Raw genomic sequence first — 23,618 nt, 5'->3', positions numbered from 1 at the left:
CCTTTAGAACGGACTGCATTTCATTTTTGTGTATGTAGTAAATGTAAAAAATCTCTCTTGGTTTTTGAAACCAATCAAAGTCCATTTATCCACTTTTATTAACAATTATTCTATCCTGAAAACCCTAATTTTGACTTATGAAGAACAGGAAGCTAAAAAATAGCGAACTCGATCGAATTGGAGTCGAGGATTACAAGGTCGCAAAAAAAACACCTCTCATCATAGTACTTGATAATATAAGAAGCTTAAACAACATAGGTTCAGTTTTCAGGACTGCCGATGCGTTTTTGATCGAGAAGATATATCTGTGCGGAATTACAGCTAAACCTCCTCACAAAGATATTCAGAAAACAGCTTTGGGAGCAACCGACAGCGTTGCCTGGGAATATGCTAAAGAGACTTCCGAAGTAATAGAAAGACTTAAAAATGAAGGCGTTTTAATAGCGGCAGTTGAACAGGCAGAGCAGGCCGTGTTCCTTCAGAATTTTACCATTAAACCGGATACAAAATATGCCGTGATCTTTGGAAATGAAGTAAAAGGAGTGCAACAACAGGTGGTTTCAAAAAGTGATGTAGTATTAGAGATCCCCCAATACGGTACGAAGCATTCGTTGAATATCTCTGTAAGTGCCGGGGTTGTGATCTGGGATCTTTTCAGTAAACTGAAAAAACTTCAACTCTAATGTTCGCCTGTATCCCCTGTGATCTGCTTCAGAATTTTAAGGTAGTCGCTTCTATTCTGCACAAAATCCATCTCCGAAATATCGATGATCCTTACCTTGTCTCTGGGTTGACCTTTAACAAAGGCTAAATATCCTTCATGAATCTGCTTGAGATATCCGGCCTCAATACGCTGCTCATAATTCCGTCCCCGAGCCTTTATATTTGCCAGTAATCGATCTGTATGCTGATATAAATATACATAAATATCGGGTTTTGCCAATTCTTTATGCATAAGATGAAATAATTTTTTATACAGGTTGAATTCTTCCTCCTGAAGTGTCACCTTGGCAAAGATCAAGGATTTATAAGCATCATAATCGGTTACAACACAATCCTTAAAAAGATCAAACTGATTAATATCCTCCAATAGTTGCTGATAGCGATCTGCCAAAAAAGCCATCTCTAAAGGAAAGGCATATCGCGCTTTGTCTTCATAGAATTTGGCCAAAAACGCATTGTCCTTAAATCGCTCCAAGATCAACTTTGCATTAAAATCAGCGGCAATTCGTTCTGCCAAACTAGTTTTTCCAGCGCCTATATTACCTTCTATTGCTATATAATTAAAAGCCGAAAGATCATAATCCTGCCTTGGGTTTCGGAGCCATTTCGATTGTTTTTCTATCTCACTGTTATCGGAAGTTTCAGCCAAGAGTTTGATCACCTTCTTATTAAGCAAGGGGTGGATCAACTGTGAGTTCACTTCGGCCAAAGGCTGTAATACAAACCTTCTGTTCGAGATCTCCGGGTGAGGGATCGTCAACGCTTTTGTCTTTATCTCCAGATCGTCTATTAAAAGAACATCGATATCGATAGGCCGTGACTCATATGCCTTGCTTTTTTTACGTATGCGTCCCATCTCCGTTTCAATGGAATGTACAATTTGCAGTACCTGCTTAGGAGGTAGTGAGCTTTGCACCCATAACACACAATTCAAAAAATCATCTCCTTCAAAGCCCATGGCGGGAGTTCTGTAAACCGAAGATATTTTTAAGATAGTACCAATCCTCTCAAATACAGCGTTTACGGCCGTTTGAAGGTGTTCAAATTTATTTCCGAGGTTGCTCCCCAGCGCGAGGTATATATGCTGATTTGGTTTAATACAAGGCTATTTTAACATTTAAGACGAAATTAAGGAAAAGAAAAAGATTGACCATTAAATTTGTATACTTAACCAAATTAAGTGGCTGTACATACTGTAAAGGATCAATTGTTGGCGCAACGCATCTATCTCATCTTAGCTGCGCTGTTTATAGCTTCACTAGTAGCTTCCAATTTGATCTTTCAGAAATTCTTTTATTGGGATTTCTTCGGAATATACACCTTCGAGATCTCGGTAGGAATTCTGCCCTATCCAATAACTTTTCTTATAACAGACATTATAAGCGAGGTCTACGGAAGGAAAAAGGCCAACGAAGTTGTGACGGCAGGTATTTTTGCCTCGTTCTTTTCCTTATTGATCGTGTTTGCCTCTGCTGAAGTCCCTGCTACCAGTTGGAGCCCAATAGACGACGCTCTGTTTAACAGGGTATTCGGCGCAACAGCTATTGCAGTATTCGCTTCCATGATGGCATATCTGCTAGCTCAATATATAGACATTTATATTTTCCATTTCTGGAAACGACTGACTAATGGCAGGCATTTGTGGCTTCGGAATAATTTTTCCACCTTTTTCTCACAGCTGGTAGACACCTCAACGGTGCTGTTTTTATTATGCAGCTTCGGAAAGATCGATTGGGCACTGTTTTGGCCATTGTTGCTTAGCGGATTCTTATTTAAAGTTCTAATTGCCGCACTCGACACTCCGTTTTTATATGCAGCGGTTTTTGCCCTCCGGAAAAGATTTAATCTCAAAACAGGAGAAGAAATTGACAGCCTGAATTTAAGGAGAGTTGAATCTGTAGAAGATTCAAAATAAAAAATTGAAATATGAAAAAAATATTAAAAATAATAGGAATCTTTTTTGCCATCATACTTGTAGTATTGGCATTATCACCCTTATTCCTAAAAGGAACATTAGAGAAACTGGTTAAAAAGACCATAGACAATAATCTCAATGCGACGGTCGCCTGGAACGACTTCGACCTTAGTCTGTTCCGAAGTTTCCCCGATGCGGCACTTACCATTAAAGATTTCAGTGTGATCAACAGAGCACCATTTGAAGGCGACACACTGGCAGCGGGAGAATTTGTAAAGATCGATATGGGAATCACTCAATTGTTTAAGAGCGGCGACGATCCCATACTGGTAGATGCCTTAACATTCGACAAGACATTTGTCAATATTCTTATAGATTCCACTGGAAATGCTAACTACGACATTGCCATCAAAAAAGATGCACCACTAACCGACGATATTGAAGGGAATTCGGGATTCACATTCGATCTGAAAAAATACGAGATCACCAATTCCCGTATCAACTATCTGGACGCTAAAACCAAAACTTTTTTAATGTTGAAAGAGGTAAACCACGAGGGAACCGGTGATTTCTCATTAGCTCAATCTGAACTGGACACCAAAACCAATGCATTGGTTTCTCTTCGTATTGACGATATCGAATACCTAAAAGAAAATAGCGTGGCCCTGGACGCGATCTTTCAGTTAGACCTCGAAAACCAGAAGTACACTTTTCTCGAGAATGAAGCTAAAGTGAACGAACTGCCGCTCACTTTCGACGGATTCGTAAAAGTAAATGAAGAGAACAACGAGATAGACCTTGCTTTTAAAACTCCTTCTTCCGACTTTAAAAACTTTTTAGCGGTTATTCCGAAGACCTATGTAAAGGAACTGGACGGAGTAACTACTACTGGAAATTTTACCGTAAACGGTTCGTTAAAAGGCATCATAGACGACACCTATATCCCGAAGATGGACATTGCCATTAAAAGTGATAATGCTTCCTTTAAATACCCCGATCTACCCAAAGCGGTACGAAATATTTCTATCGATGCCAGTCTCAAAAATGAAACAGGTCTTTTGAAAGACACATTTATTACTATAGGCGATCTAAGTTTTAAAATCGACGAGGAACTCTTTACTGCCAACGGAAGCATACGAAATCTTACCGAAAATGCTTTGGTGAATTTAGCGCTCAAAGGCACTATCAACCTGGCAAACATTGAAAAAGTGCTTCCCCTGGAAATGGAACAACAACTCAGCGGGATCTTCAAGGCCGATGTAAATACGAATTTTGATATGAATTCGGTAGAAAACGAACAATACCAGAATATTAAAACAACTGGTTCTGCTTCCATTACACATTTCAGTTATAAGGATGCTTCCTTCAAAGACGAGATCAAAGTCTCCTCGGCCAATATTACCATGAGTCCCGGAAACAACATCAAACTCACAAATTTGGCGGCAACCACAGGCACTACAGATCTTCAGGCGACCGGGGATATTGTAAATCTCATTCCCTGGATCATGGCAAAGCAGGATCTAAAAGGAAGTTTTAACGTACAGTCCAACACTTTTAATCTAAATGATTTTAAAGAACCCGAATCAAGCCTTTCAGAAACCAACACTTCAGCCTCAAAAACTGCTGCTAAAAAAGAAGATGCCATTAAGATTCCCGATTTTCTCGACGCCACGCTTAATTTTACAGCCAATAAGGTAGTGTACGATAATATTACACTGAACAATGTAAAAGGCACTGCCAGGGTAAGGGAAGAAACTGCTTCTCTTAATAATGTAACTTCAGATATATTTGGCGGAAACATTGCACTATCGGGGAATGTTTCCACGAAAAACGTTACACCAACCTTTGCTATGGACCTTGATCTTAGCAAAATTGATATCGCACAATCCTTTACTCAGTTAGAAATTCTGAAGTATATCGCACCCATAGCGAATGCACTCAACGGCGATATCAACACCACGCTTAAATTAAATGGAGAGCTTAACGAAAATCTCACCCCAAAATTATCATCGCTCGTGGGAAGTGGTCTGGCGCGTATAATTACTGCCGAAGTGGATCCACAAAAAGCACCGCTGCTCTCCAAGCTTGGAGATAAGGTTGCTTTTCTGAATATCGACAGATTAAGTTTGCGAGATGTAAGCACGGCCTTAACCTTTAACAATGGAAAGATCGAAGTAAAACCATTCGATTTTAATGTAAAAGGAGTAAAAATTACGGCTTCGGGGAGTCACGGACTGGACAAAACCATCGATTATAATCTTTCAATGGATGTGCCTGCACGTTATTTGGGTGGTGAGGTAACCAAACTATTGTCCAAGTTGGATCCGGGGGATGCCGAAAACATGTCGGTAGCACTTCCCATTGGGATAAAAGGAACGCTTAGCAGCCCTAACATTTCAGTAAATACTGAAGCGGCTGTAAAAACACTTACTCAAAAACTTATTTATAAGCAAAAACAGGAATTAAAAGACAAAGGAACCAATATTCTTGAAGATCTAATCGGACAAGGAAATAACACTACAAAACCGAAGGACTCTACCAATGCGTCAAATCCGGATCCAAAGGGAACTCAGCAAAATACGACGCAGGTAGTAAAGGATATTCTTGGAGGATTGTTCGGAAAAAATAAGAAAGAAACCGATTCTACCGGAAAGGGAGGTTAATTTATGGTAAGGCCTACCACATAACCTTCACTGCCGCGGACATTAAAAACCGTATCGTCTTCAAATAGCAAGTACTGTCCTTTTATTCCTTTTAATACTCCTTCATAGGATGGGGATTTTTCAAGGTTCAGGCTTTTTAATTTCTTCGGAAAGCGCAGCACAGGGAATTCCAGATTTGTCTCGGTATTACGTTCTATAAAATACGGTTGAGCTTCCTCCGGGATATACTGTTTTAATCTGTTTCGCCAATCCACTAGATCTTCGTCCTCGATCTCATTCTTAAGCATGGTACGCCAATTGGTCTTATCACTTACATGCTCCTTTAGTGCAACCTCGGTGATACCGGCGAGATACCGGTTTGGAACTTCAACGATCTCTATGGCTTCATGAGCCCCTTGATCGATCCATCTTGTGGGAATCTGAGCCTTCCTGGTTACTCCAACCTTTACGTTACTGCTATTTGCCAGATACACTATATGAGGCTGAAGCTGAACTTTTTTCTCGTATTCGAGGTCTCTGTCTTCCTTATCCAAATGCGCCGTGCTCAATTCAGGACGCATTACCCAGTCTGCAGCCTGCGGAATTAGAAAAAAACAATCATAACAAAACCCTTGACGGTAGATCTTCTTCTGTAATTTACAATTGAGACATTGGTAGCCTAAGAACTTAATGGACAGCTTTTTGTCTAACAATTGATTCATATTGAGAAAATCGTTTTCGAAAATAAGGTAGTATTGAATAGGTGAACCGTTCTCTGTCTGCATTTTTGTTAAGACCCCTTCGTAATTCATTGGAAGAAAATTGCTATTTTTAAAGCATAAAGATAGCTCAAAAATATGCCAATACCCATAGTGAATTCTATTGCATCGTGGTTTCTAAAAAAACGGTTTCACCAGATCGAGCTGTTTTTAAAATATCCCATTGAGGTACAGAACGAGCTATTGCAAAACTTAATTATAAAAGCAAAAAACACTGAAATTGGAAAAGAGTATGATTTTGCGACTATTCGAAGCTATGAAGAATTTGCAAGAAGAATACCGGTTACCACTTATGAAGAGAACGAAGCACGGATAGAGCGCTCCAGAAAAGGGGAAAACAATATCTTTTGGCCTTCTCAAATAAAATGGTTCGCTAAATCCAGTGGAACCACCAACGCCAAGAGTAAATTCATCCCGGTAAGTTCCGATTCCTTAGAAGATTGTCATTACGCAGCCAGCAAGGATCTGCTTTGTATGTACTTGAACAACAACCCCAATTCCCAGTTGTTTGTGGGGAAAAGTCTCAGACTAGGTGGCAGTAAAGAGCTTTATCAGGAAAATGGGACCGTATTTGGAGACCTTTCGGCTATTTTAATTGATAATATGCCCTTCTGGGCCGAATTTAGCAGTACTCCCAGCAATGAAGTTTCGCTGATGAGTGACTGGGAATCGAAAATGCAGGCCATCGTAAACGAAACGATCAAAGAGAATGTTACCAGTCTGGCGGGTGTTCCCTCTTGGATGCTGGTGTTGCTAAATAACGTGTCGGAAACTACCGGAAAAAACAATCTCTTTGAGATCTGGCCTAATCTCGAAGTGTATTTCCATGGTGGGGTGAGTTTCGATCCTTATGTGGCTCAGTACAAAAAATTACTCCCAAAAGATGAGTTTAAATACTATGAGATCTACAATGCTTCAGAAGGATTCTTTGCCATTCAAGATCAGAATGACAACAACGAACTCCTACTCATGCTCGATTATGGGATATTTTACGAATTTATTCCTATGGATGGCTATGGTACTTCAGAAGAAAAAATAATACCGCTAAGTGAGGTGGAAGAAGGGCAAAATTACGCCATAATAATTACGACAAATGCTGGACTCTGGCGTTATAAAGTTGGGGATACGGTGCGTTTTACCTCGGTAGATCCGTACAGAATAAAAGTAACCGGTCGCACCAAACACCATATAAATGCCTTTGGGGAAGAGCTTATTATTGAAAATGCCGAAGCTGCACTGCGAAAAACCACCGAACTCACGAATACCGAGATCGTAGATTATACTGCGGCCCCAATTTTTATGGAGGGAAAAGAAAAAGGAGCACACGAATGGATCATTGAGTTTAAAACACCACCAACCGATTTTAAAACATTTTCAACGCTTTTGGATAAGTCGCTTCAAGAAGTGAACAGTGACTATGAAGCCAAGCGTTTTAATAATACCACGCTAAAAGCACCTAAGATCCACTGCGCAAGAGAACGATTATTCTACGATTGGTTAAAACTGAAGAACAAACTGGGAGGACAACACAAAGTTCCAAGACTTTCAAATTCAAGGGAATATCTTGAAGATTTGCTGTCCTTAAATCAATAAAATCTTTATTTCTCTGATTTTAAGGCGTTTAACATTATTTTAGTTTTAAAACTGCAGTTTATCGAATAGTTTTCCCGTTCGGCTAAAATTTTTGGTAGTCCTTTTCTTACAGCATACATTTGATATATAATATTGAATTGGGGCAAAATGAAAAGAAGTATATATATAAGTATGGTAGTGCTATTGGGCGTAGCATTCACCTCCTGCGGAACCGCAATTTCTGTGAAGAAACAAAGTACAGAAGTTGCAGGGTATACGCTAAAGAATAAGAAAGAACAATTTCAACAGAAGATATTACATAAGGAAGTAAAAACGGTAATTGTTCAACCGTAGTATTTAAGTTAGGTTAAGTTTTTAGGAGAGGAAAGCCGCAACATTAGTTGCGGTTTTTTTTATGTTTTACAACTTAGGAGACCGCTTTTAATTTTTTTATAGTCGATTTATTCAGCTTATTGACTGCATATTCCTTATTAACTCTCAGCTTGCGCTCACCACTACCCGGCAATTCATACATCGCATCCGTGAGAACGGCTTCACATAAGGATCGCAATCCTCGTGCCCCCAGCTTGTATTCTATGGCCTGCTCCACGATAAAGTCTAAAGCTTCTTCAGTAATTACAAACTCTATATCGTCCATTTCGAACAGTTTCTTGTACTGCTTGATGATTGCATTTTTGGGTTCGGTAAGTATAGCTCGCAAAGTTCCTTTATCCAACGGATTCATGTAGGTGAGCACCGGCAGCCTTCCAATGATCTCGGGAATGAGTCCGTAGTCTTTAAGATCCTTCGGAATTATATATTTAAGCATATTATCCCGCTCCATCGTATCTTCCTTTTTAGAAGCACTAAAACCAACGGCCTGTAAATTCAATCGCTTGGAAATATGACGATCTATTCCATCGAATGCACCTCCCGCGATAAACAAAATATTCTCTGTATTTACCTCTATAAATTTCTGATCGGGATGCTTCCTTCCTCCCTTCGGCGGTACATTTACCACTGTTCCTTCCAATAATTTGAGCAATGCCTGCTGTACTCCCTCCCCACTAACATCACGTGTAATGGAAGGGTTGTCACTTTTTCGTGCGATCTTATCGATCTCATCGATAAAAACGATCCCGTTTTGTGCCTTTTCAACGTTGTAATCGGCAGCCTGTAATAAACGTGTCAAAATACTTTCAACATCCTCCCCTACATAGCCTGCTTCCGTGAGTACGGTTGCATCTACAATGGCAAGCGGAACGTTGAGCATTCGCGCAATAGTTTTGGCCACTAAGGTCTTCCCTGTTCCGGTCTGACCTACAATAATAATATTACTCTTCTGAATTTCAATATCCTCGTCATTCTTGGGCTGCAACAAACGCTTATAATGATTGTAAACAGCAACAGACATAACCTTTTTGGTATGATCTTGCCCTATAACATAATCGTCAAGAAATTCTTTGATCGACTTGGGCTTTTTCAGCATTAAATCCTTGCTTATCTCACTGTTATTAGAGTGCAATGCCTCTTCAACCACAATACCGTGAGCCTGCTCGATACAGCGATCACAGATATGAGCATCCAGCCCGGCAATAAGCAGGTTGGTTTCGGCCTTTTTACGACCGCAAAATGAACATTCTAAATCTTCTTTCGACATAATATCTTCCTTTTCTTTGTCTGTAAATCGTTATCCGCGAGACAGAATTTCATCTATCATCCCGTATTCAAGAGCTTTTTCAGCCTTCATCCAGTAATCACGATCACTGTCTTCAAATACCTTCTCGTAAGTTTGTCCGCTATGCTTCGCAATGATCCTATATAATTCTTCTTTAAGCGTTAGAATTTCCTTGGCAGTGATTTCTATATCACTTGCCTGCCCCTGCGCACCTCCCATAGGTTGGTGGATCATAACCCGTGAATGGGTTAAACCACTTCGCTTTCCTTTTTCACCGGCACAAAGAAGCACTGCAGCCATAGAAGCTGCCATTCCTGTACAGATGGTCGCTACATCGGGCTTAATGAATTGCATCGTATCGTAAATCCCCAACCCTGCATAAACACTTCCGCCGGGCGAATTAATATAAATCTGAATATCCTTTGAAGCATCTGTGCTTTCGAGAAAAAGCATCTGTGCCTGAATTACATTGGCAATCTGATCGCTAATCCCTGTTCCCAGAAATATGATACGATCCATCATAAGACGCGAAAACACATCCATAGCCACTGCGTTCATCTGTCGCTCTTCAATAATATTTGGAGTAAAAGCCATAGGATACATTGTACTCATAATGGTATCATAATAAGTACTGCTGATCCCCTGATCCTTAATTGCAAAATCTTTAAATTCTTTTCCGTAATTCATAAATTTCTTAAATCTGTTTTCAGTTATTAAATGCCCTGTACAAATAGCATAAAAAAAGCGTTGAATCCAAGAATTCAACGCCTAAATATAACTATTTTATTGCTGAATTATGCGTAAGCCTCCTTAATGAAAGCATCGTAAGTAACTTCTTTAGTCTTTAATTTTGCATTTTCCTTAAAGAAATTTAGCAACTTGTTGGTATTCAATTGCTCCCCTATACGCTTTACCTCGTCTTCATTTGATAAGATACGAGCAGCAATACCATCCAATTCTTCTTCACTCGGGTTTGCCTGACCAAATTGAGCCATCTGAACCTTGATCATATCCTTCGCATAGTCCTTTAGTTCGTCCATGGTGACCTGCAAATTGTTCTCGGCACGTATTTTTCCTTCAATCAACTGATAACGCAACCCTTTTTCGCTTCGGGCGTATTCTTCCTTCGCCGCTTCTTCCGATAAGGGTTTTTCACCGCTAACCTGTATCCATCGCTCCAAAAACGCATCGGGCAGATCGAATTTTGTATTTTCGATTAGCGATTCCACTATATCGTTCAATAGCTTTTGATCACTCTGCTGCTCAAATTGTTTCTCTGCATCTTCCTTGATCTTCTCTTTTAATTCTTTTTCTGAAGACACCACACCCGGACCGAACAATTTATCGAACAATTCCTGATTGAGTTCTGCCATCTCCCGGGCATTCACTTCTTCGATCGTAAGGGTAACTTCAATATCCAAACCATGAGCATCGTCATGAGAAACTCCAAGATATTTCTGGTTATCGTGATCGTCATTAAAAAGTCCTTTGGTCTTTAAGCTAACAGTATCCCCAACTTTTGCTCCAAGTAGTGCGGTAAGTTGTTTTTTTCCTTTAATTTCTTCAGTGGAAAAGGTGGTTTTTTGAGATATTTCCTTTTCTTCTGAAGTAAAGGTTCCGGTAATTTCATCACCTTTTTCCACAGCATCCTTGGCAATGAGTTTCCCGTATTGTTTACGAATCGTTTTCACTTGGTTGTTCAACATTTTCTCATCGGCAACAATTTTGTACTGAGTAACAGCTTTCCTCCCCTTCACATCAACATCGAACTGAGGTGCCAATCCTAGGTCAAACTCAAACGTGAAATCTTCGGCTTTCCAATCGATTTCCGTTTCGTTCTTCGGAAGTGGATTTCCAAGCACATCCAACTTCTCTTCAGTAAGGAATTTGTGAAGCGCTTCCTGAAGCAATTTATTAACTTCCTCTACCAAAACAGCTGTTCCGTATTGCTTCTTCACCATTCCCATGGGAACATGACCCTTTCTGAATCCGGGAATATTTGCATTCTTTCGATAGTTAGTGAGAATAGTATTCACTTTTTCTGAATAATCCTCTTTCGAAATTTCTACTGTCACCACAGCATTTAAACTGTCAATGTCTTTTTTTGTAATGTTCATTTTTCTGAAAAATTTTCCGTGAAAATATCGCCTGTTAATTTCTTCTGAAGGCGGGTGCAAAAGTACGATAATTTGAAGAACCCAACAAGCTTTTATACGTTGGAAAACAGATGGGTATTATTTCTTATCGAAAATTGAATATAAGATAGATTGAAGGAGCGATAAGAGCAGACTGAAGAGCAATGCCCACCAAATATTAGTCACCGCAAATCCGTCGATAAAATAATCTGCCAAAAGGATAATAAAGGCATTGATAATTAGCAGAAACAACCCAAGGGTAAGAATGGTAATGGGGAGTGTTAGAATAACGAGGATCGGTTTTACAATAAACCGTAATAAGGCCACAACTACAGCAACAATAATAGCCGAAAGATATCCTTCTACTGCCACTCCCGGCAGTATTTTAGCCAAAATAACCACAGCTAGAGCCGTGAGTAAGAGTTTAATAATTAGTCGCATCCTCTGTTTTTTATAAAGATAAAAAAAACCGTCTTCGAAATGAAGACGGTTGAATAAATTATTAAATCTTTTTTTAAAGATTATTCGATATGGTTACAGTTCGATAGTTTCCAATGTTCACTTTAGGAATATTGGCATTATACAAACTATTTATCTTATCGATGATCAGGTTCGCCGTATATGCGTATCCTCTCGGTGTTGGGTGTACGCCATCCAGCGAAAATGCTCCTCCCGTCACGAAAGCCGAAGTCAATAAGCCGGCATCATAAGAAACGCCTCCATTTGCAACCTGTGCCAAGGCAGCACGGGCATCAACAAACCCTAAACCGTTAGCGTCGGCAAGTGCCTTGATCGTGGCGTTATACGAATTAGCAGCAACAGAAACTCTTTCCTGCTCAACCGCCGAAAGAACGAATTCTTCCCCAATTGGAATACTTACTCCAATCACTCCCGAAGGATTGCCAGGATCGGGCACCGAACCTAAAACAGAAGATGCCGTTAATATAACAAGATCGTCATTGTTTACCTGACGAAGCTGCCCGAGTAAATTAGCAAGGGCTGCAGGTAAGTTCGCCGGAGGTCCTTGTAGCACCTGACTCACATCGGTAAGATCGTCATCTGTGGTGATAGGGAAATTTTGTCCTGCAGAGAAGTTAATCATTCTTAGATCTGCTTCTTGCTGGGTAATAACTCCAAACTGCACCAAAGTGGGTAATAATACCGTATTATACTGACTAAACTGTGCATTTAAAGCAGCAGCAGTAGCAGCATCCAAAGGAATGGAGCGCTGTGGAACTGTAGTAAAATAAGGTATTGAGGTAACATCGGGAATGTTGATTAAAACACCCTGCGCCCCACCGGCAGTTAACGCATCCACCTGTGCACTGTAAGCGGCAGCAAAAACATTAGGATCGGTAATATCGTTAGAGGCATACGTTGAAGGATCTAAATTTCCGGTTTGATCTACACCAGATCCTCCGGTAGTCGCATAACCAAGGATATCATTATTTCCTATCCACAAACTAAAGAATGTTGGATTTAGAGAAGTGGCATCTGCAATGACAGTTGCATTTCCACTAGTCGCAAAACGCGCATAGTAAGGATTGGCCTGTCCGGTTGCAACACCTGAAACATTTCCGTAGCCCGGTGCTACTAAATGATAACTCTTAGCTCCGGGAACACCCATGTTGTTGAATGGTCCCGTTGCACTTGTCGTTACTTCGGTAGTTGGGGTGCCGTCGAGAATAACCGGTCCTAACGGAGTACCGGTAGCATCTGCAGCCAATACAAAACGATTATTCGCGATCTGAGTCCCATTCAATAGTAATCCCCCAAGATTATCAGACATTAATGGTTGGGTAAATTCTCCACCGCCAACAAATGAAAATTGTTGTGCCATTATATTTGGAAATGAGTTTTCCTGTCCGTCGATATAAAGAGCTCCATCTGCATATCCTGCCGTTAAGGAGTTCCCTACAGCTACATAATTAGAAACATCTGCATCTCCACTGGAATAGAATCCGCTATCTGTTACTGAGTTTTCAAACTCAGGCTCACAGCTCACAAAGCCAATTGCCAGTAAGCCAATAAATATTTTAATAGTATTTTTCATTTTTTCTGAATTTTTTTCAATTACATTTTATAAGTAACACCTAATCCCGGTACAAAAGCATTGGATTTATATCTTCCGCCAAAAGGTACTGCCACTCCATTTTCGAAGTACGCATCGTAAGATGCTTCAACTTCTTTAAAGTGCAGATATAGGAATGAAGCATCGATCTGAAAACGCTCACTAAGGTTTACTGTAAGTCCGGCAGTATAACCATTACTGTCGTTACGTGGTGTTTCTGGTGCAAAGAATCCTTCCTGAACCGGAGATTCGTCGAAATAATACCCTGCACGTAAAGTGAACATACTGGTCGCCTCATATTGCAGTCCGAATCGATAGGTAGACGCGTTTTTATAGTTTCGTGCATTAAATGAATCTGGAATATTTTCATCGGCAAAATCGATGTCTAATGACTCGTAAATATCCCAAAAAGCTCTGTTATAATCGAAAGCAAATAACCACTTGTCACAGAATTGATAAGATAGTCCAACGGTCATCTCCGCTGGAAGCGGGAGTTGTGCATCGAAAGTAGTATCTGCAAAAGGAACCAATGGTGAATTGGGAACATTTTCGAAGTCGGCATCGCCGTCTTCAGCATTCAAACGAATCTGTGAACGATAATTTGCGCCAATTCTAAAATTCTCGGTTGGAGAGAACATCGCTCCAACGGTCCAACCCCATTCGCTTACTCCGGTTGCATCGAGAGTAACTTCACTTCTGTTTCCGTCAAGATCTGAAAGCGTTCTGTTCAGGTTTCGGTTAAAATTAACCGATCCGGTAACATATATAGGACCACCACCAACACTAAAGTGCTCGCTTAATTTTATCGATACCGTGGGTTGTATAAAAATAGCCTGAAGGTCGATGTTGTTTACCAGGTGAGAACCTGCCCAATCGTCTTCGTATTCTACGGTACTTCCATATGGGGTGTATACTCCAAGCCCAAACGCCAACCAATCGGTAGCCTGATACGCGGCGTAAAGATATAATGGGGTTCCAACCGGGCTATCTGTCACCGCAGATTCACCTGTGCTTTCGTTTTGGTAAGTAACATTCGAAAATACTCCGAATGCTCCACCGGTCACACTAAATTTATTTTCAAGGTATACGAGTCCGGCTGGGTTAAAAAAGACACTTTCGGTACTGTTAACCACGGCAACCCCGGTATGGCCCATTGCCAGAGATTTATTTCCCTGCAGACTCACCCGATAGCCTCCGGCATACGTTACGGCTGTAATTAGAGTAATCACAACCAATAGTACTACTTTCTTCATAATAGATTAAGTTTAGATTAAAGGTTTATTTAAAGATGTATATTTTAATGTTTAATGCATAATCTACTGGACTGAATCTCAATTTACTATGCATACATAATAAATATGTATTGCAATGTTATAAAAAATCCTTAACATTTTGGTAAAATTCGGAAGGATTTTCGGCATGTAACCAATGTCCGGCATTAGAAATAGTTCTAATTTGAGCTTTTGGAAAATGTTTTCGAATTAAAACTTCGTCATATTCGCTTATATAACCCGATCTACCGCCTCTTAAAAAAAGAGTTTCTCCCTTAAATACGGTAGTTCTTGGCAATGATTCTCCAACAGCTTCAATCTTTTCGGCTAATACCTTCAGGTTCATCCGCAATCCCAACTTCCCCTTCTCTCTCCAATATAGGTTTTTCAGCAGAAAAAGTTTTGTTCCTTCTTCCTCAATATAGCTCGAAAGCACCTCTTCGGCTTCTCCTCTGCTACTAATTTGTTCAAAATCGAGTGATTGGAGGGCCTTCAAAATATCCTGATGATGCTGAGGATATTCTTTAGGAGCAATATCTGCCACTATCAGTTTCGATACTTTTTCGGGATGGTCTACCGCAAATTGCATGGCTGTCTTCCCTCCCATGGAATGCCCCAGCAGTACAGCAGAATCGAGCTTGTGATGTTCAAAATATTCGCGGAGGTCCTTAGCCATAATACCATAATTGAATGCATCGCTGTGAAAGCTTCTCCCGTGGTTTCGCTGGTCGACTAAATGCACTTGGTATCCTAATTCAGAGAATTTTTTTCCTAAAGTCTTCCAGTTGTCACCCATTCCTAAAAATCCGTGCAAAATTACAAAGGGGGTTCCTTCTCCAATAATTTGTGAATATAACGTCATGATCAGGCTAATTTTTTCAGGTATTCCTTTATTACTTTTTCCAGTCCCAGATATAATGATTCACAGATTAGGGCGTGCCCAATGGATACTTCGAGCAAATTGGGGATGTTCTCTTTAAAAAATCGAATATTGTTGAGCGAAAGATCATGACCGGCATTAATACCCAAACCTAATTCCGACGCCTTCATTGCACATTTTGTATAAGGCCGGATAGCGTTTTGATTGCCTTTTTCAAATTGTGTGGCAAATTCCTCGGTGTACAGTTCTATTCTATCCGTACCTGATGCTGCGGCACCTTCGATCATTGATATTTCGGGATCGACAAAAATCGAGGTCCGAATTCCATTTCTTTTAAACTCTGAAATGATCTCCTTTAAATACTCACCGTGCTTATGAGTGTCCCAACCCGCATTAGAAGTAATGGCGTCTACAGCATCAGGAACCAGGGTAACCTGATCTGGCTTTATCTCAAGCACCATTTTAATAAATTTTTCATTGGGGTTACCTTCTATATTAAATTCGGTAGAAACCACAGATTTCAGATCATAGGCATCCTTATAGCGTATATGTCGTTCGTCGGGCCTGGGGTGGATCGTGATACCCTGTGCACCAAATTTTTGAATATTGATCGCTGCATCAATCACGTTAGGCACATCACCCCCTCTTGCATTGCGCAGCGTTGCTATTTTATTAATGTTCACACTTAACTTTGTCATCTTTCATTTTTGGAATTAACAAAAATACAAAGCTTAGCTTCCTAATTAAATCTTTATTTTAAGTATTTTGCATAAAAATTACAGCTGTGAAAACTGCACAATACATTATAAACGATATTGGCCCGTTCGACATCGGATCGAAGATAGGTGAAGTTCAAACTTCTTTTAATCAGCTCACATATTCTCATATACCGGTCACCAAAGATGGACGCTATGCCGGCTGCATCTCTGAAACGGATGCGCATTGTTTTGAAGGCAATAAGGAGATAAGTGAGTACTCTTATGCATTAGAACCTTTTTATGTTCGGGATTCGGCAAACTGGCTAGACATATTAGAAGCCTTTGCACTTCACAATAGCAACATAATGCCGGTCCTGGGACCCGATAATCGCTATATGGGTTATTATGAGCTTGCCGATATTATGAGTTTATTTAACAATACTCCTTTCTTAAATGAAGCCGGAGGAATTATAGTAATTGAAAAGGGAATGCGTGAATACTCATTTTCTGAGATCTGCCAGATCGTGGAGTCGAATGACGCAAAAATTCTGGGTGTTTTTATTTCAAAAATTGAGAACGGTATCATGCAGGCTACCTTAAAAATAGGCCATACCGGAATGAATGCCATTGTTCAAACCTTCAGAAGATACAACTACGAAGTGGTTTCAAACCACGACGAGGATAAATTTCTGGATGATCTTCGAAATCGGTCTAACTATCTGGATAAATACCTAAATATATAATGTTATGAAGATAGGTATCTACGGTCAGTTTTATCATAAAAATTCAGAAACCTATATAGAGCGCATACTCGAAGCGCTTATTAAGCACGAGGCGGAGATCGTAATTGAAAAGAATTTTTTGCGAATTCTCAATGAAAATGATGAGATCGGGAATAGTTTCAATGATTACAAAACCTTTACAAAGCTCGATAAGAGTTACGATCTGTTTTTCAGTATTGGCGGGGATGGTACAATTTTAAAGTCGGTAACATTTGTAGGTGACCTTGGAATACCTATTGTGGGTATTAATACAGGCCGTCTAGGGTTTTTGGCAACCATTCAGAAGGAACGAATCACGGAGAGCATAGATCAGATCCTCCATAACGATTATATTTTATCTGAAAGAAGTTTGCTTTCTATTAGCACTCTACCTGAATCCGGTGAGATCACCCCACTAAACTTTGCGCTGAACGAAGTTGCCATTAACCGAAAGAATACTACCTCCATGATTAAGGTAGAGACCAGAATAAACGAAAAGTATCTTACTTCCTACTGGTCAGACGGCTTAATTATCGCAACACCTACCGGTTCTACGGGTTACAGTTTAAGTTGCGGAGGCCCGGTTTTAGATCCTGCCACTAACAGTATGGTATTAACCCCAATTGCTCCCCATAATTTAAATGCCAGACCCTTTGTAATTCCCGATAACAGTGAATTAACCCTGAAGGTTTCAGGAAGGGAAAAAAGTTACCTGATCTCTTTGGATTCACGTATTGCAACTTTAGAGGACAACACCCTTATCTTTATTAAAAAAGCCCCATTCACTATTAAATTAGTACAACTTCCCAACGATAGTTTTATTAAAACGCTACGTGAAAAATTACTATGGGGTGAAGACAAACGCAACTAAACAATAAATTACCCGAAATTTTGTTAATCAACAGAGACTAATTCGCTTATAAGACGCATAAGCGAAGTTTATTATTATATTTGCAAACTTTTAAGGTATATGAGGTATTTCGCAACCGTACTTTTTTTTATAACAGTCACTTTTATCGGACATTCTCAAACCTATGAGATAGGTGGAATACTCGGTGGTACTAACTATATAGGAGATGTTGGCAAAACCAATTACATTTCCCCCAATAGTCTGGCGTTTGGAGGAATCTTTAAATGGAACCGAAGTGAGCGTCACTCTTTTAGAGGTTCTGTACTCATTGCGAATATTAAAGGTGATGACAATGATTCTAACGAAAGTAGGCGTCAGCAAAGAGGGTATTCGTTCGAAAATACGATCACAGAATTATCTATTGGGATCGAATATACATTTTGGGAGTTCAATATGTACAGCGGACAACCCGTATCCACGCCTTATTTATACACAGGACTTACGTATTTTGGTTACAATGCACTTTATAAAAGGCCAGATAATGTAATAGTGGATTACGACAGAGATGGTGCAGTTGCGATTCCAATGGTGGTAGGATTTAAAACTACGGTAGGTACAAAAATGGTCCTTGGCTTTGAAATTGGAGCACGATATACCTTTACCGACGATTTGGACGGTAGTAATCCTGTAAATGAACTAGCAAACGAAGAAAGCCTTAAATTTGGAAATCTAAACAGTGATGACTGGTATGTGTTTACCGGAATTACTTTAACATTCACCTTTGGTAGAAGACCCTGCTATTGCAACTTTTAATATGTCCTTAGAATCCCAAATAGACCTGGAAAGATTACCCAAGCACCTCGCGGTGATCATGGATGGAAATGGCAGGTGGGCTAAACAAAAAGGGTTATTTAGAAGCATAGGGCATGAAAACGGAACAAAAGCAGTGCGAGAGATCGTTGAAGCCTGTGCCGAGATCAATATTTCATTTCTCACCTTATATGCATTTTCTACAGAAAATTGGAACCGACCCCAAATGGAAGTAGATCTTTTAATGAAGCTTTTAGTTAATAGCCTGAAAAAAGAAATTGATACGCTTCAAAAGAACAACATAAAACTGAATGCCATCGGCAATTTAGAAACACTTCCCAAAAAGGCCAAAAATGAGCTATTGGCGGTGATCGAAAAGACAAAAAATAACGATAGGTTAACCTTAACTCTTGCGCTAAGCTATGGCTCGAGAGAAGAATTGACAAAAACTGTTCGAGAGATTAGTCATAAAGTTAAAAATAACCTAATTTCGCCCGATAATATTGATGAATCGGTTATAAATAATCATCTTTACACGCAAAATTTGCCAGACGTAGATCTGTTAATCCGCACTAGCGGTGAACAACGTATTAGTAATTTTCTATTATGGCAATTAGCATACGCCGAATTGTATTTTACCGAAACACTTTGGCCCGATTATACAAAAAACCATCTTTTTGAGGCAATATTAAATTATCAAAACAGAGAAAGAAGATTTGGAAAAACAAGTGAGCAACTTAAAAAATAGCCTGCCATTGCATACCTTTAAAAAGTTTTATTGTACGTTTCTTTTTACAATACTATTGGTTTTTAGTGTTACTGCTCAGCAAAAAGATCTCAACAGCAGCAGAAAATACACCATCAACAATTTAACAGTAACAGGGGCTCAGAGTTTTAACGAACAAACAGTTATCGCATTTACCGGTTTAAGAAAAGGCGATCGTATCTTTGTTCCCGGTGAAAAGTTGAGTGCTGTAACCAAAAAACTTTGGGAGCAAAATCTTTTTAGCGACATCGCCTTCTATGTCACAAATATTGATGGGGATCTTATTGATCTTGAGCTCTATATTGTCGAACTGCCTAAAATGAACGAGGTAACCATAGACGGTGTTCGAAAGGGAAAGAGAAAGGAAATATTAAAGGACAACAACCTAAAACCCGGTGTGAAGATCACAAAGAACCTGGTTACCACTACAAAGAACTATATTACAAATAAATTTAGGGAAGACGGGTTTTTTAATACCGAAGTGATCATAAGCACTACACCCCATTTAGATTCTACCGGAACAGAGATTGCTAAGAACATGCGCATCGCGGTCGATAAAGGCGAACGCGTAAAAGTTAGCAAGATTACTTTTGAAGGAAACGAAAGATTATCTGATAAAAAACTTCGTCGCGCAATGAAAAATGTAAAGCGCAAGAATATTATCAGATTCTGGAAGCGCTCGAAGTATACCGAGAGTTCCTTTGAAGAAGATAAGGCCAATGTCATTAAAAAATACAAAGAAAACGGATACAGGGATGCCCGGATATTAAGTGATACACTAGTCGTAAAAGACGAGAAAAATGTAACACTAAAATTGAATGTTGAAGAAGGAAAAAAATACTATTTCGGGGATATTGATTTTATAGGGAACAGTGTTTATACCGATTCCCAACTCCGACAATTACTAGGAATCGCAAAAGGTGAAACCTATAATGGAACGCTACTACAGGAACGTATTGCAGATGATTCGGAACCCGATGCCGACGACCTCACTAACCTTTATCAAAACAACGGGTATTTGTTCTCCAGGATCAATCCTGTAGAAGTTGGAGTTAGAAATGACACTCTGGACTTCGAGATCAGGATCATTGAAGGAAAACTGGCTTATTTCGATCACATTTCTGTTGTGGGAAATACCAAAACCAACGATCATGTGATTTACCGTGAGATCCGTACTCGTCCGGGACAAAAATACAGCCGCAGAAACGTAGTAAGAACAATTCGTGAATTAGGTCAGCTAGGGTTTTTTGATCCCGAACAGCTTTCCCCTAATTTTAAGAACGTTGATCCGAATAATGGAACTTTGGATATGGAATATTCGGTAGTAGAAAAAGGTTCCAGCCAAATTGAACTACAAGGTGGTTATGGTGGGGGTGGATTTGTTGGTACGTTAGGACTTTCGTTCAACAACTTTTCTTTGCGAAATATTTTTAATGGATCGGCCTACAAACCCTTGCCTATGGGTGATGGACAAAAATTATCCCTTAGGGCTCAGGCCAGTAGTTTTTATCAAACCTATAGTATTTCACTTACCGAACCCTGGTTAGGGGGTAAAAAGCCGATTCAGTTAAGCACCTCATTTTCTCATACGGTACAGTATTTCTACGATTTCTCGACAAGAGATGTCGATAAAGACCGAAGATTCCTCATCACCGGTGGATCTGTTGGACTTGCCAAAAGATTAAAATGGCCGGACGATTATTTTCAGTTTTCTCAGGCGATAAGCTTTCAGCATTATAATTTAAAGAACTACAACACCGGTTTGTTTACCTTCGGTGATGGTTATGCCAATAACCTTGCATATACGGTTGGACTTAGCAGAAACAACACGGCTACCAACCCAATTTATCCTATTACAGGTTCAGAGTTTAGTATTACCGCTAAATTGACACCACCATATTCCGCATTTAACAGTGTGGATTATGAAGGTCTGGCAGCCGAACGCGCCGAATTGGATATTACCACGGTCGACGGCCGGGAGCGCATAGCAGAAATCGATCAGGAACGATTTAAATGGCTCGAATATTATAAAATAAAGTTCAATGGATCCTGGTATACGAGAATAATTGATAAATTAGTGCTCCGAACTAATACAGAATTCGGGTTTTTAGGGGCTTATAACAAGGATAGAGGAGTTCCTCCTTTTGAACGATTCTTTGTTGGGGGTGACGGTCTGGGTGCGTTTAGTCTGGACGGCCGGGAGGTTATTCAGCTAAGAGGATATCCCAATCAATCACTTTCTAGTAACGACGGAAATACCATTTACAATAAATTTTCGTTAGAATTGAGGTATCCTATCACTTTAAAGCAGTTAGCATCCATTTATGTGCTTACTTTTGCCGAAGGGGGAGGTTCTTACGATGGATTCAGAAACTATAATCCATTCAGTATTAATAGGTCTGCCGGTGCCGGATTGCGTATATTTATGCCGGCATTTGGATTATTGGGAATCGATTTTGGTTATGGATTCGACCCAATTCTTGGCGGAAGTGAACCAAATGGATGGGAAACCCATTTTATTATTGGACAACAGTTTTAATCTTGGCACGATATTTTCTTAAACAACCAACAATTATGAAAACAAAAAATTTACTTTTTTTAGCGCTTGCATTTTTCTGCTTTTCATTTATGGCAAACGCACAAAGAGGAGCTAGAATAGGATATATTGATATGGAATATATTCTTGAAAATGTACCTGAATACCGTGAATCTCAAACACAGTTGGATGGAAAAGTGCAACGTTGGAAACAAGATCTTGAGAAAAAACAGAATGAGATCGATCAAATGAAATTAGATCTTAGTAACGAACGTGTACTACTAACCAAAGAACTGATCGAAGAACGGGAAGAAGAAATTAAGATCAAGGAAGACGAAGCAATAAAATATCAGCAAGATCGATTTGGTCCCAATGGCGATCTTATGATACAACGAAGACAATTGGTTCAACCTATTCAGGATCAAGTCTTTAATATTGTTCAGGAAATTGCCGAAGCCAAGAAGTATGATTTTATATTCGACAAATCTGCCGATATTGTAATGCTTTTTGCTGCGGAAAGAAACGACATTAGTGACCAGGTGCTACGAAGTATTAATCGCGCTGCCAAGCGAACCGAGGCCACCAATAAAAAAGAAAAGCGAGAAATAGAAGCGCGAGAAGAACTTTCTGAAGAAGAGGAAGAAGCTGTTACAGAACGTGAGAAAGCTGTTGAAGATAAGAAAAATGAACGTGAAGCCTTAATGGCTGAAAGAAAACGTATTCGTGATTCCATTCGTGAAGTGAAGAAACGGGAATTCGAAGAACGTAGACAACGTTTGTTGGACGAACGTCAGGCCAGAAAAGATTCCATAGCTCAGGCTAGAGGAAACAATGGAAACCCACCTAATGCCGGTGAAGGTGAAGGCGAAGGAGAAGGAGAAGGAGAAGGAAATGGTGGAAACAATCAAGGAAAATTAGAAGAATAAATAAATCCAAATTAGTATAACACTTAAATTAAATACAATTACAATGAAAAGAGTAAAATTATTATTTGTAGCCGTAATATTGTTCATGGGAGCAACGACAGTTGCCAATGCACAGTCTAAGGTGGCGCATATCGATACTCAGGCTTTAGTGGAAGCTATGCCTGAAATGAAAGCGGCTCAAAGTCAGCTTGAGAAACTTAAAAAGACCTACGATACCGAGATCAAGGCAATGGCAAGAGAACTTGATACAAAGATCAAGCAGTATAGTGCCGAAGCGGAGTCTAAGACCGATGACGAAAATCAGAAGCGTGCAGAAGAAGTTCAGGGAATGCAAAATAATATTGGCGCATACCGTCAGCAAGCATTGCAGGATCTTCAACAAAAAGAAGTTGATATTCTTCAACCCATCCTAGAGAAAGCTCGTGTGGCTATTCAAAAAGTGGCAAGAGCTCAAGGGTATCAGTATGTTATTGATGCTACACAAGGTGGCGGATTACTGGTAGCAGATGGTAAGGATCTTCTGGCAGAAGTGAAAAAGGAATTGGGAATTTAATAGCTCATCACTTTTTTAAAATATTTAAAAACTGCCCGTCAATTGACGGGCA

22 protein-coding genes are annotated in these 23,618 nt (G+C 39.7%); 12 read left to right on the top strand and 10 right to left on the bottom strand.

What is annotated here, in order from left to right; genetic code table 11:
• The first annotated feature begins 137 nt into the window (after positions 1-137).
• On the top strand, positions 138-683 hold the full coding sequence (locus ALE3EI_RS06605) for an RNA methyltransferase (protein ID WP_186992149.1): 546 nt from the start codon (positions 138-140) through the stop codon (positions 681-683).
• Here the strand turns inward: ALE3EI_RS06605 and folK are convergent.
• Complete coding sequence (gene folK, locus ALE3EI_RS06600) at positions 680-1,792, bottom strand: 2-amino-4-hydroxy-6-hydroxymethyldihydropteridine diphosphokinase (protein ID WP_317173006.1); 1,113 nt, start codon at positions 1,790-1,792, stop codon at positions 680-682. The genes ALE3EI_RS06605 and folK overlap by 4 nt on opposite strands.
• A gap of 111 nt (positions 1,793-1,903) precedes the next feature.
• Between folK and ALE3EI_RS06595 the strand changes: the two genes are divergently transcribed.
• Positions 1,904-2,638 (top strand): queuosine precursor transporter, encoded by a 735-nt coding sequence (locus tag ALE3EI_RS06595; protein WP_186992147.1) that lies wholly within the window; start codon positions 1,904-1,906, stop codon positions 2,636-2,638.
• Between the two features lie 11 nt (positions 2,639-2,649).
• Positions 2,650-5,301 carry an AsmA-like C-terminal region-containing protein gene (locus tag ALE3EI_RS06590; protein ID WP_186992145.1) on the top strand — a complete coding sequence of 884 codons (2,652 nt, stop codon included), beginning with the start codon at positions 2,650-2,652 and terminating at the stop codon, positions 5,299-5,301.
• On the opposite strand, the gene ALE3EI_RS06585 is transcribed toward ALE3EI_RS06590, so the two are convergent.
• On the bottom strand, positions 5,298-6,092 hold the full coding sequence (locus ALE3EI_RS06585; protein ID WP_186992143.1) for a DUF2797 domain-containing protein: 795 nt from the start codon (positions 6,090-6,092) through the stop codon (positions 5,298-5,300). The genes ALE3EI_RS06590 and ALE3EI_RS06585 overlap by 4 nt on opposite strands.
• 45 nt (positions 6,093-6,137) lie before the next feature.
• Here ALE3EI_RS06585 and ALE3EI_RS06580 point away from each other — a divergent pair, with 45 nt between their 5' ends.
• Together ALE3EI_RS06580 and ALE3EI_RS06575 are read left to right on the top strand one after the other, a co-directional pair.
• Positions 6,138-7,652: a GH3 auxin-responsive promoter family protein gene (locus ALE3EI_RS06580; protein ID WP_186992141.1), complete on the top strand. Its 1,515-nt coding sequence runs from the start codon at positions 6,138-6,140 to the stop codon at positions 7,650-7,652.
• Positions 7,653-7,799: 147 nt separating this feature from the next.
• Entirely contained in the window at positions 7,800-7,985 is a 186-nt protein-coding gene (locus ALE3EI_RS06575; RefSeq protein WP_186992139.1) for a hypothetical protein, read from the top strand.
• A gap of 73 nt (positions 7,986-8,058) precedes the next feature.
• Here the strand turns inward: ALE3EI_RS06575 and clpX are convergent, their stop codons facing one another.
• From clpX to ALE3EI_RS06535, 8 genes are all read right to left on the bottom strand, one after another.
• Positions 8,059-9,291, bottom strand: a complete 1,233-nt coding sequence (gene clpX, locus ALE3EI_RS06570) for an ATP-dependent Clp protease ATP-binding subunit ClpX (protein ID WP_186992137.1) — start codon at positions 9,289-9,291, stop codon at positions 8,059-8,061.
• Between the two features lie 30 nt (positions 9,292-9,321).
• On the bottom strand, positions 9,322-9,996 hold the full coding sequence (clpP, locus tag ALE3EI_RS06565) for an ATP-dependent Clp endopeptidase proteolytic subunit ClpP (protein WP_186992135.1): 675 nt from the start codon (positions 9,994-9,996) through the stop codon (positions 9,322-9,324).
• Between the two features lie 107 nt (positions 9,997-10,103).
• On the bottom strand, positions 10,104-11,426 hold the full coding sequence (tig, locus tag ALE3EI_RS06560) for a trigger factor (RefSeq protein WP_186992133.1): 1,323 nt from the start codon (positions 11,424-11,426) through the stop codon (positions 10,104-10,106).
• 117 nt (positions 11,427-11,543) lie between these two features.
• Entirely contained in the window at positions 11,544-11,885 is a 342-nt protein-coding gene (locus tag ALE3EI_RS06555; protein ID WP_186992131.1) for a phage holin family protein, read from the bottom strand.
• Positions 11,886-11,958: 73 nt separating this feature from the next.
• Positions 11,959-13,497, bottom strand: coding sequence for an SGNH/GDSL hydrolase family protein (locus tag ALE3EI_RS06550; RefSeq protein ID WP_186992129.1), 1,539 nt, complete (start codon positions 13,495-13,497; stop codon positions 11,959-11,961).
• A gap of 20 nt (positions 13,498-13,517) precedes the next feature.
• Entirely contained in the window at positions 13,518-14,768 is a 1,251-nt protein-coding gene (locus ALE3EI_RS06545) for an OmpP1/FadL family transporter (protein ID WP_186992127.1), read from the bottom strand.
• A 118-nt stretch (positions 14,769-14,886) separates the two neighbouring features.
• Positions 14,887-15,648, bottom strand: a complete 762-nt coding sequence (locus ALE3EI_RS06540; RefSeq protein WP_186992125.1) for an alpha/beta fold hydrolase — start codon at positions 15,646-15,648, stop codon at positions 14,887-14,889.
• A 2-nt stretch (positions 15,649-15,650) separates the two neighbouring features.
• Positions 15,651-16,364, bottom strand: a complete 714-nt coding sequence (locus ALE3EI_RS06535; RefSeq protein WP_186992124.1) for a pyridoxine 5'-phosphate synthase — start codon at positions 16,362-16,364, stop codon at positions 15,651-15,653.
• An 86-nt stretch (positions 16,365-16,450) separates the two neighbouring features.
• Here ALE3EI_RS06535 and ALE3EI_RS06530 point away from each other — a divergent pair, with 86 nt between their 5' ends.
• The 7 genes from ALE3EI_RS06530 to ALE3EI_RS06500 all read left to right on the top strand — a co-directional run bounded on the left by ALE3EI_RS06530 (position 16,451) and on the right by ALE3EI_RS06500 (position 23,566).
• On the top strand, positions 16,451-17,107 hold the full coding sequence (locus tag ALE3EI_RS06530; protein ID WP_186992122.1) for a CBS domain-containing protein: 657 nt from the start codon (positions 16,451-16,453) through the stop codon (positions 17,105-17,107).
• Between the two features lie 4 nt (positions 17,108-17,111).
• Positions 17,112-17,996: an NAD kinase gene (locus ALE3EI_RS06525; RefSeq protein ID WP_186992120.1), complete on the top strand. Its 885-nt coding sequence runs from the start codon at positions 17,112-17,114 to the stop codon at positions 17,994-17,996.
• A 99-nt stretch (positions 17,997-18,095) separates the two neighbouring features.
• Positions 18,096-18,788, top strand: a complete 693-nt coding sequence (porG, locus tag ALE3EI_RS06520; RefSeq protein WP_186992117.1) for a type IX secretion system protein PorG — start codon at positions 18,096-18,098, stop codon at positions 18,786-18,788.
• A gap of 1 nt (position 18,789) precedes the next feature.
• Positions 18,790-19,533 (top strand): isoprenyl transferase, encoded by a 744-nt coding sequence (locus ALE3EI_RS06515; protein ID WP_186992115.1) that lies wholly within the window; start codon positions 18,790-18,792, stop codon positions 19,531-19,533.
• The gene (locus ALE3EI_RS06510; RefSeq protein WP_186992113.1) at positions 19,514-22,090 is read left to right on the top strand and encodes a BamA/OMP85 family outer membrane protein; all 2,577 of its coding nucleotides are present in this window, start codon (positions 19,514-19,516) and stop codon (positions 22,088-22,090) included. The genes ALE3EI_RS06515 and ALE3EI_RS06510 overlap by 20 nt, the downstream gene beginning before the upstream one ends.
• Before the next feature lie 35 nt (positions 22,091-22,125).
• Positions 22,126-23,013: an OmpH family outer membrane protein gene (locus ALE3EI_RS06505; RefSeq protein WP_186992111.1), complete on the top strand. Its 888-nt coding sequence runs from the start codon at positions 22,126-22,128 to the stop codon at positions 23,011-23,013.
• Between the two features lie 43 nt (positions 23,014-23,056).
• On the top strand, positions 23,057-23,566 hold the full coding sequence (locus ALE3EI_RS06500) for an OmpH family outer membrane protein (protein WP_186992109.1): 510 nt from the start codon (positions 23,057-23,059) through the stop codon (positions 23,564-23,566).
• The last annotated feature ends 52 nt before the right edge of the window (positions 23,567-23,618 follow it).

It is taken from the genome of Constantimarinum furrinae, assembly GCF_014295415.1.
Lineage (GTDB): Bacteria > Bacteroidota > Bacteroidia > Flavobacteriales > Flavobacteriaceae > Constantimarinum > Constantimarinum furrinae.
Note: the sequence above shows the minus strand (reverse complement) of the source record. Positions and strands in the feature narration are given on the sequence as shown.